Below are 13,181 nucleotides of genomic sequence, written 5' to 3'. Positions count from 1 at the left end.
GGACGGGACAGGGCAGCAAGGGGCGGGCCGGGAGCGGGGATCGAGCGCTTCTCGTGCCCGGAGACATCAATGCCGGGCCGAGGGTCGCGCGCTCCCCCGACCGGGGCCGGAGCGGAGGCGCGGCGGCGATCTGGCCGACCGCCCGCCGGTCTGCCATCATGAATGAAACGGAACCTTGTTCCGATTACGATACGGAACTCGGTTCCGCTTTGCAATGCCATGGAGGGAGATCGCGGTGAGCAACGACGGCCAGGGTGCGGGAAGTTCGGCCAGGTCCAACCGCAAGGACGCCCGGAGGAACCAGCAGGCCCTGCTGGACGCGGCCGCGGAGGCCTTCGTCGCCTCGGGCGTGGAGGCGCCGGTGCGCGACATCGCGGCCAGGGCCGGAGTCGGGACGGGTACGATCTACCGCCACTTCCCCACCCGGGCGGACCTCGTGATCGCCGTCTACCGCCACCAGGTCGACGCCTGTGCCGAAGCCGGCCCGGCCCTGCTGGCGTCCAGCCCGACCCCCCATGCCGCCCTGGGGCGGTGGGCCGACCTCTTCGTCGGCTTCCTGGTCACCAAACACGGCCTGGCCGCCGCGATGCAGAACGACAGCGCCGGCTTCGAGACGCTGCACGCCTACTTCCTCGACCGTCTCCTGCCGGTGTGCACCGAACTCCTCGACGCCGCCGCCGCCTCCGGCGAGATCCGGGCCGACCTCGACGCCTACCAACTCATGCGCGGCATCGGAAACCTCTGCATCGGCGCAGACAGCGACCCCCGCTACGACGCACGCCGACTGGTCGCGCTCCTCGTCGCTGGACTCCGGCAGCCGCACTGACCGTGGCGCACGCCCGGAAGCCGAGATCATCCCCTGGCGGGTCCCGGGTGCATCGGGCGTATCCGGGTCGTGCCCGAAGCCGGTCTTGCCCGAAGCCGGTCCGGCACGAACCGACGGGTCAATCGGTGTGCGTCAGGTCGGTGTGTTCGTGGGATCGGGTGAGACGCGAGGGCGCTGTGCCAGTCGGTGCGCCTCGGCCACGACCTCGTCGTCGACCTCCGACGGTGCCCTGCCGCCCCCGAAGTCCAGCATGCCGTACTCGTCGTCGAGCTCGGTGAGCCGTTCGGCCAGGGGCAGCTCGTGTCCAGAGCGCTGGTGGATCTGGAAGGCGAGCTCCGGAGGAGTCAGCCGGCCGGCCAGCAGCAGGGTCGCGAGTGCCCGTGCGGCGGCTTCCCGGCCGGCGGTGCTGCCGACCGGATGGAAGGTCAGGCCGAGCTCGCCGAGCGCCGAGGGGAGGATCCCGGGCACGTCGTAGTCCGCTTCGGCGCGTGTGCAGACGGCCAGGGCCCGCAAGGCAGGGCTGTCGAGTCCGGCAACGAGTGCATCGCAGGCTGCGGTGACGACATCGTGAGACCGGATCTCGCCGATGCTCCGGAGAACGGCGTGGTCCTGGAGCTCGTGGGCTGCGGATTCGGTGGACGACATCTCTTCATGACCGCCTCACGGGGGCGGTCGGGTCCATCGGATTCCCGCGGACCGTCCGGGTCCAAAGGGGTTCAGCAGGGCTCAGGAGAACTCGTGGGAGGTCGCGCACTCCCGGACCGTGGCCACGGTGTCGGCATCGGCGGCGTTCTTGTCGGGCCGGTAACGGACCACCCGGGCGAACCGGAGGGCGAGCCCGGCGGGGTAGCGGGGGCTGCGCTGGACGCCGTCGAAGGCGATCTCCACGACCAGTTCCGGCCGTACCCGCACGGTGTACGCGTCCCGTTCGACCTCGCGGGTGAGGAGTTCCGTGGTCTGCCAGGCGAGCGTCTCGTCGGTCAGGCCCTTGAAGGTCTTGCCGAGCATCACCCAGGGGCCGAGGCCCGGTTCGCCGGCGGCCCGGGCGCCGAGGTGGAGGTTGCTGAGGAAACCGCGCCGGCGGCCGCTGCCCCACTCGGCGGCCAGCACCACCAGGTCCAGGGTGTGGCGGGGTTTGACCTTGATCCACCCGGCGCCGCGCCGGCCGGCCGCGTAGCCCGCCGTCGGATCCTTGGCCAGCACGCCTTCGTGACCGAGCGCCAGCGTCTCCCGGAAGAAGGCCAGCGCCTGGTCCCGGTCGTCCGTCTCGGTGCGCGCGACCCGCAGGCCGGCGGGCACCGACCCGGCCAGGGCGGCCCAGCGCTCCCGGCCCGGCCGGTCCACCAGGTCCTCGCCGTCGCGGTGCAACAGGTCGAAGAAGTAGGCGCTGAGCGGGACTTCGGCCCGCAGCCGCTCCGGGTCCCGCCGGGAGGCGGTCCGCGCGGCGGTCTCCTGGAACGGGCGGGGGCGGCCGTCCGGGCCGAGCGCGATCGCCTCGCCGTCCAGCACCGCCGAGCGGACCGGCAGGGTGAGGGCGGCCTCCGTCACCTCGGGCACCCGGGCGGTGATGTCGTCCAGGCTCCGGGTGAACACCGCGACGTCCCGGCCGTCCCGGTGCACCTGGACCCGGATGCCGTCGAGCTTCCACTCCAGTGCGGCGGGGCCGATCCGGTCGAGGGCGGAGCCGACGTCCGGCGCCGAGGCGGCCAGCATCGGTCGCACCGGGCGGCCGACCTCCAGCCGGAAGGCGTCCAGCGCCGGCGCCCCGCCGGTCAGCGCAGCCTCGGCGACCGCACGGGCCGAGCCGCGGAACATCAGCGCCCGCCGCACCGCCGCCGCAGGCACCCCGGCAGCCCGGGCGACGGCGTCCGCCACCACCGCGTCCAACGCGCCTTGGCGCAACTCGCCGACCAGCACCGCCCGCAGGAACGCCTGCTCGACGCCGGTGGCCCGTTCGAACAGCCCGGCCAGCAGTCGACGGCGCCCGGCCTGCGCACCGGTGCCGTGCACCTCGGCGATGGCCTCCAGCAACCCCTCGGCCTCCCGGACGCCCAGTGAGGGCTCGGCGGCGGGCGGCGGCAGGTCCCGCAGTGCGGCCGGCCCGACGCCGGTGCGCAGCCGGTGCGACTCGCCGGAGAGCAGCGCCACCGCGGCGGGGGCCTCGGCCGGGCCGAGTTCGCGAAGGCAGTCGGCCAGCAGCGTGATCTTCGCCCGGCGGCCGGACTCGGCCGCCACGGCGCGGGAGGTCTGGGCCAGGTGACGGAGCAGCATGTGAACTCCTCGGGGCCGGGCCAGGCCGGGCAGGGCAGTTGGCGGACCTACCGGGCAGCCGGCGGACGTACGGGCGTCGGACGTGCCGGGGGCGGTGCGGCCGGGGGCACGCCGGGGCGGGCGGGGGCTCCAGCATCCGCGACCGGGTCCGTCGCGGACCGCAGGACACGCCTTCGCGACGGCCGGAGGGCTGCGCCGCTCTGGAGCGGGCCCCAGGGCGCTCTTGTCCACCCCGTCCATCTGTGGCGACCCGACGGGCCGTCATGCTGGCGCGATACCGCGCGCGGTGCACCGCCGCGCGAGAACCGTGGTCCACCCGACCCCTGGAGGCCGAGATGACTCCCCAGACCGCCGGCGCCCCCGCCACCGAGGCAGCCACCGTCACCGAGGCAGCCACCGTCATCACGACGGAGCCCGCCACTCGCTGGACCGTCGACGCGCCCGGGAGCGGTGACTACACCGCCTGGCGCGAGCTCTTCGCCGGCTACTGCGCGTTCTACCGCGTTCCGATGCCGGAGGAGAAGGCCGAACTGGTCTGGTCCTGGTTGAACGATCCGGCGCACGAGCTGGACGGCCTGCTGGTCCGCGACGCCGGCGGTACGCCGGTCGGGCTGGCCCACTACCGCCCCTTCTCCCGGCCGCTGCACGGGGCCGTCGGCGGCTTCCTGGACGACCTGTTCGTGAGCCCGGACGCGCGCGGCGGTGGTGCGGTGGACGCGCTGCTGGCCCGGCTGCGGGAGATCGCCGCCGAGCGCGGCTGGAACGTGGTGCGGTGGATCACCTCCGACAACAACCACCGGGCGCGGAGCAAGTACGACCAGGTCGCCACCCGGACCATGTTCGTCACCTACGACATGGCGCCGGACGCGGGCTGACCACGCAGCCCCGGCCCCGGTCCTTGTCCCGGCCCTCGTCCTTCTCCGGTCCCCGGGCTGCGGCCGGCCCCACGTCCGTGCCCGGCCCGGGGCGTGCCGGAGGACCCCCCGGTCGGGACTCGGAAATTCGTTCGTGTTTTCTGTTATCGACGCGCCGCCGCGAGGTCTCCCAGTTGTCGGCACCCGTACCGGCCGACCCGACACAGGAAGCGTGCCCAGGTGAACAGCGAAGACAGGACGACCATCCTCCCCGCCGCCTCCGGCCGCCGCGCCGCGGACGGCGGCCGTTCCGCGCGTCGTGCCGCAGACCGGCGTCGTGGGCGGGGCCGCCGGAGCCGCGGCCGGGGCGCCGGCCCGGTGGCGGCCGTGGTGGCCGCGGTGGCCGGCACCGGGGTGCTCGCGGCGCTCGTCGGAGCCGGGTACGCCGCGTACGGCGGGGCCGGGAGTGACCGGGACGGTGGGGCCGCGGTGGCGCTGGAGCCGCAGATCGCGGCGGAGGCCGGCGACCACGACGGCATCCAGGTCCCCGGCGCCGGCGGCTTCGACGCGACGCCGGCCGCGGCCGGTGGCAGCCCGACCGCCACCGACGAGGCTCACGCCGCCCCCGTGACCCCGTCGGCCACCGCTGCGACCACGGCCGCTGCGACCCCCTCGGCCACGGGCCCGGCCAAGCCCACCGCGACGGGTTCGAGCCCGGCCGGGTCGGCCAAGGCGAGCTCCGGCGCCTCGGCGGGTGCCCCTGCCAAGGCGTCCGCGAGCACCACGGCCTCCGCCCGGGGCGGCGGCCCGGCTCCGGCCACCGCGGCGAGCGGCACCGCGGCCGAGTACGCCCAGCAGGTCGTGGACCTGGTGAACGCGCAGCGCGCCCAGAACGGCTGCGGCCCGCTGACCGCCGAACCCCGGCTGGCGACCGCCGCCCAGGGCCACAGCGAGGACATGGCGGCCCGCAACTACTTCGACCACGCCAGCCCCGAGGGCTACCACGCCGACCACCGGATAGAGGAGACCGGCTACCGCTGGAGCGCCTGGGGCGAGAACATCGCGCGGGGCCAGAAGGACCCGGCCGCGGTGATGGACGCCTGGATGAACAGCCCGGGCCACCGCGCCAACATCCTCAACTGCTCGTTCAAGCAGATCGGCGTCGGCGTGAAGACCGGCTCCGGCGGCCCCTGGTGGACGCAGGTGTTCGCCTCGCCGTCCTGACCCGCCGGGCCCGGCCGGAACCACCGGCACCCCGGGCCGACCCCACCGAGACCTCGTCACAACCCCGTGCCGGGACCACGTCACAACCCCGGGCCGGCCCCTCGGCCGACCCCGCCGGACGGTCCGGCCGAACCCCCGCCGGGAGGCGTCCCCGAGCCCCGTTTTCCGAATCCGCGCGAATTGTTGTTATCTGAGCACTTCGCCGAGGTCTCCGAGGAGGCAGCGGCGGACGGATGACGGCAAGACGGAGTGCGGACCCATGAACGTTGACGTGCAGAACCGGACCGGGACGACCCTGGTGCTGGCGGCTCAGGCTGGCGACCGGCAGGCCCAGGAGGCGCTGGTCGCCACCTGGCTGCCGCTGGTGTACAACGTGGCCGGGCGCGCGCTGAACGGCCATGCCGACGTGGACGACGTCGCGCAGGAGACGATGATCCGTGCGCTGGACGGCCTGGACGGGCTGCGCGACCCGGAGTCGTTCCGTTCCTGGCTGGTCGCGATCACCATGAACCAGGTCCGCCGCCGCTGCACCGGCCAGCAGCAGAGCACCGTCGGCGGCCTCGACGAGGCGTGGGAGCTGGCCGACCCCAGGGCCGACTTCACCGACCTCACCATCCTGCGCCTCGGACTCTCCGGGCAGCGGCGCGAGGTGGCCGAGGCGACCCGTTGGCTGGACCCGGACGACCGCGAGCTGCTCTCCCTCTGGTGGCTTGAGGCCTGCGGGGACCTCACCCGGGCCGAGCTGGCCGAGGCGCTCGACCTGTCCCCGCAGCACACGGCGGTCCGGGTGCAGCGGATGAAGAAGCAGCTGGAGGCCGGCCGGGTCGTCGTCCGGGCGCTCACGGCCTACCCGCGCTGCCCGGAGCTGGCCGAGGTGACGACGGGCTGGGACGGCACCCCGAACTCGGTCTGGCGCAAGCGCATCGCCCGGCACATCCGCAGCTGCGCCGCCTGCGACGGGCTCGGCCGTGACCTCTTCCCCGCCGAGGGACTGCTGGCCGGCCTGGCCCTGGTGCCGATTCCGCTGGACTCGCCGGTGGCGTTGTCGTTCCAGGCCACGGCCGCAACGGCGACGCCGGGCAGTGCCACGGGCGGAGGCGCCAGCGGTGGTGCCGCGCACGGTGGTGCCGCGCACGCCGGTGCCACCGACGGCGGTGCCAGCGGCGGAGCGGCGCACGGCGGAGCGGCGCACGGCGGAGCGGCGCACGGCGGAGCGGCGCACGGCGCCGCCGGCACTCCGGCCGACCCCACCGGGGGCGGGAGCGGTCCGTGGAGCGCCCTCACCCGGGGGAAGGCGGCCGTGGCCGGCGGCACGGCGACGGTGCTCGCCGTCGCGACCCTTGCCCTGGTCTGGCCGCACCACCCGCAGCCCGAGCCGGCCGGGCCCGAACCGACCGCCCCGGCCGCCGCCGCGCCCGACATAGCCCCGGCCGCCGCGATACCCGTGCCGCCCGCCCCGGAGCCGTCCGCGGTCCCCACGCCTCCGGTGACCGCGAGCGCGACGGCGGCGCCGCTGCCCACCGAGCCGCCCGCCACCGCCACCCCCACGCCGTCACCGACCGCAGCCCGTCCGACGGCCACCCCGCCCGGCCCGGAGCGCCAGCTGGTGGACCTGGTCAACGCCGAACGCGCCAAGGCCGGTTGCGGCCCGCTGCGGATCGACCCGAAGCTGCACGCGGCGGCCCAGAAGCACGCGGACGACATGGTGGCCCGCAACTTCTTCGACCACGTCAACCCGGACGGCGCCCGCGCCGACGCCCGGCTGACCGCCGCCGGCTACCGCTGGTCGCAGTGGGGCGAGAACCTCGACCGGGGGACGAGCGCCCCCGCCACCGTGTTCTCCCGCTGGATGGACGGCGGGATCCACCAGTCCAACATGCTGGACTGCGCCTTCAAGGACGTCGGTGTCGGCGTCGCCACCGGGCCCGCGGGCCTCTACTGGACCCAGGACCTCGGCGCCCCACTCGGCTGAGCCGTGCCGGGGCGGGCACTCCCGGCCGACCGTGTCCGGCCGGGAGTCGACAGTCGCCTGCCCCCGAGCGGTCAAGGGTGGTCACGGGCGGTCAGATGGAACCAGGCGGGGTCGGGCGAGGCCGCGGGCGGTCAGACGGCGGGCATCCCGACCAGGCCGTTCGCCTGGCCCGTCACATAGCCCGTCGCGTCACCCGTCACGCCGCCGGCGTCCCCGACCTGCCCCTGGACGGCGGCCGGTGCCGTGGTGAGCGCCCCGCCCTGCTGGAGCGGGCCGGTCAGGTCACCCTGCCCGCCGACCGCACTCGCGTGCGCACTGGGAGCGGTCAGGGAGGCCACGACACCCACGGCGAGCGAGGCGACGGCGAGCATGCTGCGCTTCTTCATGCGCTGTCCAACGACGCTCCGCCGCACGGGTTACGGGCCGGATCCGGCCGGTGGACGTGCGCGTGGACGTGCGGTGGACAGACGGGTGGACGGGGGCGGACGGATCGTCCACGGGCCCGGACAGGCCGCGGTCGGAGAGCGCGGTTCCCGGTGACGGGCGGCTTAGGAGGGCCGTGGGATGGGGAGGGGTGGGGGGAATCCGGCAAAGCCGAACATTCCGACTGCGCCCACGCCAACCGCGACAAGAAGGGCATCCGATGCACACAGCGGAGCTCACGCCAGCCGTCCTCGCCGAGCTGCGCCGCCCCCGGCGCTACCCGGCCGTCTCCGTCCTGTTGCCGACGCACCGCAGCGAGCCCGACAAGACCCAGGACCCGGTGCGCCTGCGCAACCTGATCGCGGAGGCCAAGAACCGGCTGCACGCGGACGAGGCACTCTCCCGGGCCGACCGGCTGGACGTGGTGGGGCAGCTGGACCTGGCCCTGCGGGAGGTCGACCTGGTGCACGCCGAGGACGGTCTGGTGATCTTCGCGGCGCCCGGTGAGCACCAGGTCTGGTCGCTGCCGCGCACCGTGCCGGCCCGGGTGGTGTTCTCGGAGACCTTCCTGACCCGCAATCTGGTCTCCGCCTACACGGCCAGTGCGCCCCACTGGGTGCTGACGGTCGCCGCCGACCGGGTCGCCCTGTTCGGTGGTACCGGGGCGAGGCTGGCGGAGCACACGGCGGGCGGCTTCCCGCTGGACCACGTCGGCCCGGACTGGGACGTGGAGCGCAAGGAGCGGATCGGCGACGTGCCCAGCACGTTCCGCGACGAGGAGACCAGGCGCTTCCTGCGCGAGGCGGACACCGCGCTCGGCGCCGTGCTGGACGCCGACCCGCGCCCGCTCTACGTGCTCGGCGAGGCCGCCGCGCTCTCCCTGCTGGGCGAGGTCGGCACCGCGGTCAAGCGCGCCGCCGCCCAGGTACCGCGGGGCGGCCTCGGCCACGCGGCGCCCGCCGTCGTCGTCGAGGCCGCCCGGCCCACGGTCGAGCAGCAGGCACGGCAGGCCGTCGCCGAACTGCACCGGCGGCTCGACCAGTCGCTCGGCGTCAGGGCGCTGGCCAGCGGCATGGACGAGGTCTGGCAGAACGTCACCGAGGGCCGGGTCGCCGTGCTGGCGGTGGAGGAGAACTACTGGGAGCGCGTCAAGGTGACGGACAACCACCTGGTGCCCGCCCCCGACGGCGAGCCGGACGTCCGCGAGGACATGGTGGACGAGATCGTCGAGCGGGCGCTGGACACTGGAGCCACCGTGCAGTTCGTCCCCGCCGGGGAGCTCGCCGCCCACGGCCGGATCGCCGCGGCGCTGCGGTACTGACCGCCGTCACGGCGGGGGCCCGGCCGCGGGAAGGCGACCGGGCCCCGGTGCGTCAGCGGTAGAACGTCCGCCCGGCGGCGCCCGAGGAGACCGACCAGACCTCGCTGATCAGGCCGTCGGTGATCCGCAGGATGTCCGTCCCGCTGCGGGCCACCGGCCTGCCCTGGTCGTCCGCGAAGGTGGCGAGGTAGGGGCGGGCGACCAGCCCGGACGGACGGCCGTCGACCAGCGTGAGGTCGACCACCGCCGTCCCCTGGGCCTCGAACTTGATCCCGGACCGGTACCGGTGCCACCCGGCGACGAGCTCGGCGAGCTGGTCGGGGGTGCGGGCCTCGTCGAAGGCCTCGGTGTTCGCCTGGGCGTAGCGCAGGGTGAACTCAGGGGCCATGATCTCCGCCGCCAGGCCCGTGTCGCCGTTCCACATCGCCGTCCAGCGGTCGTACGCCTCGACGCCGAACCGCCGCAGTTCCTCGTTCATTCAGGCCCCCCATGGTGTGTAACCGTTTGTCGAACGCTCGCGACTGTAGCAAGGGGGACTGACAGTCGATGGTGCGTCAGATCGCAGCGTCTCCCCGGTGCTCCTCGCCGCCTCGGCCGGCGCCCTCCCCGGTGCCGGAGAAGCAAGGCGGAGCGGTCCTGTCGGAGCGTCAGGGAACCTGCCACGGAGCCCCTTTCCGAGCGAGCTGTCCGGTGGTGCCGCCCCCGCCGCGCGCTGATTTGCGGCGGACCGCTGCCGCGCGCCGAAGTGCGGCGCTAGGGTGCTGACCGGAGCATCCGGGGCTCGGGGAGTCCGCGGACTCGGCGGAGGGCGTGGGGGCGGCATGCGATTCCTTTTCGTGCACGGCACCGGCGTGCGGCGCGCGGGCTACGACCCGCTGTTCGAGCTGGTCGCCCGGGAGTTGACGGCCCGGTTCCCGGACGCCGAGGTGGCGCCCTGCTACTGGGGCGACGACCACGGCGCCACACTGGCCGCGGGCGGCGCCTCGATCCCGGGGTTCGCCGGCCGGCCGGGGGCGGCGCCGGTGTTCCTGCCGGCCCCGAGGGCCCTGCCGGCCCAGACGGCGGCGGCACGGCCGGGGGCTTCGGCCGGCGGGGCGGACGGCGGCGGGGCGGACGGCGGCTGGGCGCTGCTGCTGGTCGACCCGCTCTGCGAGCTGCGGGTGCTCGCCCGACTGCCCGTCGAGGACGAGGGCTTCGGCGCCCCCGGGGTCCGGACGCCCGGCGAGACCGTCGCCGGAAAACTGGCGGTGCTCGCGCCCGCCGGAGCGGACAGCCCCACGGCCGAAGACGCCGAGCTGGACGCCCTGTTGGCCGCCACCGGGCTCGGCCCGCACCTGCCGGCCGCCCTCGACCGGCTGGCCGGGGCCGAGGAGTTCACCGAAGCCTGCGACCGCGCCGTGGACCCGGTAACCGGCGCCGAGCTGATCGCCCTCGCCGCCCGCGCGCTGACCGCCGAACTCCTCACCGCGGCCGGCCCCGAGGCGCTCTGCACCGCCGACGAGCGTGACCGTCTGGTCGAACTCCTCGGCGACCGCCTCGGTGGCGCCGCCCGTGGGCCGCTCGGCCGGGCGGCCGGGGTACTCGGCAGGCTCAGCATGCGGATCGGCGGCCAGCGGATGCTGGACCGCCACCGCGGCGCCCTGACCGTCGGCGCCACCCCCGCACTCGGCGACATCCTCCGCTACCAGGCGCGCGGTGGCCCGCTCCGGGCGTTCCTGGCCGAACGGATCGCCGCCGCACCCGGGCCGACCGTACTGATCGGCCACAGCCTCGGTGGCATCGCCCTGGTCGACTGCCTGGCCCTCGCCGCCGCCCGCCATGAGCCCCCGGCCGGGGTCCGGCTGCTGGTCACCGTCGGCTCACAGGCGCCGTTCCTGCACGAACTCGGCGCGCTCAGCGGTCTGGAACCGGGCGCGGCCCTGCCGGCCGGGTTCCCGGACTGGCTGAACGTCTACGACCCCGGGGACGTCCTCGGCTACCGGGCCGGGCCCGTCTTCCCCGGCGACCCGCGCGTCACCGACCACGAGGTGAGCAGCCGCCAGCCGTTCCCGTACTGCCACAGCGCCTACTTCAAGCTCCCCGCCCTCTACGACCGGATCGCCGCGGCACTGGCCGGGGACGCGCCCGTGGTGCCGGCCGCCGGGGCCGCCGGGTGAGACACCTCCTGGTCGACGACGCCCAGTACCTCGCGCCCGAACGCGTCTTCGCCCTGGTCGTCGGCATCGAGTCGTACGGGGTGGGCGCCGACTGGGACCTCCGCGGCCCCGCCCGGGACGCCGTCCGCATCGCCGAGTGGCTGACCGGCCCGGCCGGCGTGCCCGCCGCCAACGTCCGGCTCTTCCTCTCCCCGCTGCCCGCACCCGTCGTGGCCCCCGCCGTCGCGCCGCCCGCCGCCGCCCCGCCCGGCGGAGCACCAACCACCGTCGCGCCGCCGCCCGCAGCCGCCGGCACCGCGCCCGCCGCGCTCACGGCCCCGCCCGGGCTGCCCGCCCACCGCCCCGCCACCGGCAACGAGATCGAGGACGCGTTGCTGCGCGAACTGCCCAAGTGCGACGGCGACCTGCTCCTCATCTACTGGGCCGGTCACGGCTTCGCGGGCGACCACGACCAGTTGCTGCTGCCGTTCGCCGACGCCTCCGCCCCGCCGATCCGTCACCTCGACCTCGACTCCGCCCTCCGGTTCTGGAGCTCCAACAAGGTCAACCGGCGGTTCCGCCGGGTGGTCTCGATCGGCGACGCCTGCCGCCTCGACGTCCGCACCGGGGCCGTCCCCACCTTCGGCCGGGTCGAATACGGCGAGGGCACGCTGGTGCGCAGCCGCAGCACCTTCGTCCTCTACGCCACCCGGCCCGGACTGCCCGCCCAGAACATCGGCAGCGCCGGCCGGCTCACGGACACCCTGCTCGCCCGGCTGGACAGTCGCAGCCTGGACGAGAACCTGCGCCGCCTGCCCGACATCGCGCGCGAGGTCCACGCCGACCTCGCCGCACTCGCCGACCGCGGCCAGGCCTGGCAGCAGATCCAGTGGCGCATCAGCGGCTGGGACGGCAACCCGCTCACCGACGACGGCTGGCCGCCGGAGCAGCCCGGCGCGCCCAGGCTCGACGACCAGGCCTGGGCCGAGCTGGACGGCCTCTTCCCCGGTCCCGGCCTGCCGCCGGACGCCTACCGTGCCTACCGGTGGGCCTTCGAGGCGGCCGGCTGCGCCCCGCCCGGGCCGGTGCTGCCCGCCGCCGAGCCGATGGCCGTGGTGCGCGACCTCGACCACCGGCTCGGCGCCGGTTCCCGCCGCCTCCCGCTCCCGCTGGCCTTCGTCCGCTACCTCGCCGCCCGCGAGGACGACCGGGACCGGGCCGAGCGGCTGGTCGACTGGGTCCGGCGCACCGGCCGCCGGCTCGGCGCCGACGCCGTCCCCGTGCCCCCGGCGCGCGAGCGGGACGGCCGCACCGAACTGCACGTCCAGCTCACCGAGTCCAGTGGCGAGGACGCCTACCTGGTCCGGATGTGGCTGCACCGGCGGGGCTTCGAGGCGCTCTGGGAGTCCGCCCGCCCGATCACCCTGGCCGCGGTGCGGGAGGAGCTGGCCCGGCAGGTGTTCGGCGCCGCCGTCGGCCCCGAGCTGCGGCGGATCGAGTTCCACGTCCCCGAACCGCTGCTCGACGAGGAGTTCGAGCGCTGGCCGCTGCCCATCCGCGCCCGCCGCACGGCCGAACTCGGCGCCGAGTACGAGGTGCTGGTGCGCTGCCCGGACGAGCGCACCCACCAGTCCGGCCACCGGTGGCGGCGCAAGTGGGCCTGGTACCGCGAGCACGGCGGCCGCCACCCGGACGCGGTCCGCACGCTCGCCGGGGACACCCCGCCCGACCCCGGCCTGGCCGACCGGCTCGGCGCCGAGGACCACCCGGTCTGCGCCCTCCTCGACCGGCACCCCGCACCGCCGGCCGACCGGCTGGAGACGGTCCTGGACGCCGGCCTGCCGATCGCGGTCTGGGTGCGGCCCGGCGCGACGACGGACTGCTGCACCCGGCCCGACGGCCTCGCCGCCCTGCTCGCCTCCCGTGCCGGCCCCGCGACCGACCGGGCCGGCGACCCCGCCCGCGGCCCCGACCCTGACCCCGGCCTCGACCTCGACCGACTGCCCGACACCGTAAGGCTGTTACGCATCGCAGCCGCCCCGGGCGGGTGCGCGGGCTGCCCGGCCGGCCCGCGCCTCGGACTGCTCTGGGACGACCCCGAGCACCGGCCCCGGACCAGATCACTGTCCTGACGGGGATCGCCCTCCGGCCTGGA

11 protein-coding genes are annotated in these 13,181 nt (G+C 75.6%); 7 read left to right on the top strand and 4 right to left on the bottom strand.

Going from position 1 to position 13,181, the window contains the following annotated elements; translation table 11 throughout:
* Positions 1-214 precede the first annotated feature (214 nt).
* Positions 215-826 (top strand): TetR/AcrR family transcriptional regulator, encoded by a 612-nt coding sequence (locus J5Y04_RS27040; RefSeq protein WP_209415010.1) that lies wholly within the window; start codon positions 215-217, stop codon positions 824-826.
* A gap of 132 nt (positions 827-958) precedes the next feature.
* On the opposite strand, the gene J5Y04_RS27035 is transcribed toward J5Y04_RS27040, so the two are convergent.
* A complete protein-coding gene (locus tag J5Y04_RS27035; protein ID WP_209415009.1) occupies positions 959-1,471 on the bottom strand; it encodes a hypothetical protein in 513 nt (170 codons plus the stop codon).
* A gap of 81 nt (positions 1,472-1,552) precedes the next feature.
* Positions 1,553-3,097 (bottom strand): ATP-dependent DNA ligase, encoded by a 1,545-nt coding sequence (locus J5Y04_RS27030; protein ID WP_209415008.1) that lies wholly within the window; start codon positions 3,095-3,097, stop codon positions 1,553-1,555.
* A 335-nt stretch (positions 3,098-3,432) separates the two neighbouring features.
* Between J5Y04_RS27030 and J5Y04_RS27025 the strand changes: the two genes are divergently transcribed.
* The 3 genes from J5Y04_RS27025 to J5Y04_RS27015 all read left to right on the top strand — a co-directional run bounded on the left by J5Y04_RS27025 (position 3,433) and on the right by J5Y04_RS27015 (position 7,147).
* On the top strand, positions 3,433-3,972 hold the full coding sequence (locus J5Y04_RS27025) for a GNAT family N-acetyltransferase (RefSeq protein WP_209415007.1): 540 nt from the start codon (positions 3,433-3,435) through the stop codon (positions 3,970-3,972).
* A gap of 219 nt (positions 3,973-4,191) precedes the next feature.
* A complete protein-coding gene (locus J5Y04_RS43645) occupies positions 4,192-5,175 on the top strand; it encodes a CAP domain-containing protein (RefSeq protein ID WP_209415006.1) in 984 nt (327 codons plus the stop codon).
* A gap of 259 nt (positions 5,176-5,434) precedes the next feature.
* Positions 5,435-7,147 carry a sigma-70 family RNA polymerase sigma factor gene (locus J5Y04_RS27015; RefSeq protein ID WP_209415005.1) on the top strand — a complete coding sequence of 571 codons (1,713 nt, stop codon included), beginning with the start codon at positions 5,435-5,437 and terminating at the stop codon, positions 7,145-7,147.
* Positions 7,148-7,278: 131 nt separating this feature from the next.
* Here the strand turns inward: J5Y04_RS27015 and J5Y04_RS27010 are convergent, their stop codons facing one another.
* Positions 7,279-7,533 (bottom strand): hypothetical protein, encoded by a 255-nt coding sequence (locus J5Y04_RS27010; protein ID WP_209415004.1) that lies wholly within the window; start codon positions 7,531-7,533, stop codon positions 7,279-7,281.
* Positions 7,534-7,790: 257 nt separating this feature from the next.
* Here J5Y04_RS27010 and J5Y04_RS27005 point away from each other — a divergent pair, with 257 nt between their 5' ends.
* Positions 7,791-8,891 (top strand): chemotaxis protein, encoded by a 1,101-nt coding sequence (locus tag J5Y04_RS27005; RefSeq protein ID WP_209415003.1) that lies wholly within the window; start codon positions 7,791-7,793, stop codon positions 8,889-8,891.
* Positions 8,892-8,943: 52 nt separating this feature from the next.
* Here J5Y04_RS27005 and J5Y04_RS27000 read toward each other — a convergent pair whose 3' ends face one another.
* Complete coding sequence (locus J5Y04_RS27000; protein WP_209415002.1) at positions 8,944-9,369, bottom strand: hypothetical protein; 426 nt, start codon at positions 9,367-9,369, stop codon at positions 8,944-8,946.
* Positions 9,370-9,712: 343 nt separating this feature from the next.
* Between J5Y04_RS27000 and J5Y04_RS26995 the strand changes: the two genes are divergently transcribed.
* Positions 9,713-11,047, top strand: a complete 1,335-nt coding sequence (locus tag J5Y04_RS26995; RefSeq protein WP_209415001.1) for a hypothetical protein — start codon at positions 9,713-9,715, stop codon at positions 11,045-11,047.
* Positions 11,044-13,158, top strand: coding sequence for a caspase family protein (locus J5Y04_RS42180; RefSeq protein ID WP_307853310.1), 2,115 nt, complete (start codon positions 11,044-11,046; stop codon positions 13,156-13,158). The genes J5Y04_RS26995 and J5Y04_RS42180 overlap by 4 nt, the downstream gene beginning before the upstream one ends.
* Positions 13,159-13,181: the final 23 nt, after the last annotated feature.

Origin of the sequence: Kitasatospora sp. RG8, from assembly GCF_017813315.1 — a bacterium.
Taxonomy (GTDB): domain Bacteria; phylum Actinomycetota; class Actinomycetes; order Streptomycetales; family Streptomycetaceae; genus Kitasatospora.
The sequence above is the reverse complement of the archived record's forward strand: the minus strand, read 5'-3'. Positions and strand labels throughout refer to the sequence as shown.

What these genes read in the sequence shown, in the direction of transcription:
- J5Y04_RS27010 (WP_209415004.1), bottom strand. Translation starts at nt 7,533, where the DNA reads ATGAAGAAGCGCAGCATGCTCGCCGTCGCCTCGCTCGCCGTGGGTGTC.
- J5Y04_RS27015 (WP_209415005.1), top strand. Translation starts at nt 5,435, where the DNA reads ATGAACGTTGACGTGCAGAACCGGACCGGGACGACCCTGGTGCTGGCG.
- J5Y04_RS27035 (WP_209415009.1), bottom strand. Translation starts at nt 1,471, where the DNA reads ATGTCGTCCACCGAATCCGCAGCCCACGAGCTCCAGGACCACGCCGTT.
- J5Y04_RS27040 (WP_209415010.1), top strand. Translation starts at nt 215, where the DNA reads ATGCCATGGAGGGAGATCGCGGTGAGCAACGACGGCCAGGGTGCGGGA.
- J5Y04_RS27025 (WP_209415007.1), top strand. Translation starts at nt 3,433, where the DNA reads ATGACTCCCCAGACCGCCGGCGCCCCCGCCACCGAGGCAGCCACCGTC.
- J5Y04_RS27030 (WP_209415008.1), bottom strand. Translation starts at nt 3,097, where the DNA reads ATGCTGCTCCGTCACCTGGCCCAGACCTCCCGCGCCGTGGCGGCCGAG.
- J5Y04_RS27000 (WP_209415002.1), bottom strand. Translation starts at nt 9,369, where the DNA reads ATGAACGAGGAACTGCGGCGGTTCGGCGTCGAGGCGTACGACCGCTGG.
- J5Y04_RS26995 (WP_209415001.1), top strand. Translation starts at nt 9,713, where the DNA reads ATGCGATTCCTTTTCGTGCACGGCACCGGCGTGCGGCGCGCGGGCTAC.
- J5Y04_RS27005 (WP_209415003.1), top strand. Translation starts at nt 7,791, where the DNA reads ATGCACACAGCGGAGCTCACGCCAGCCGTCCTCGCCGAGCTGCGCCGC.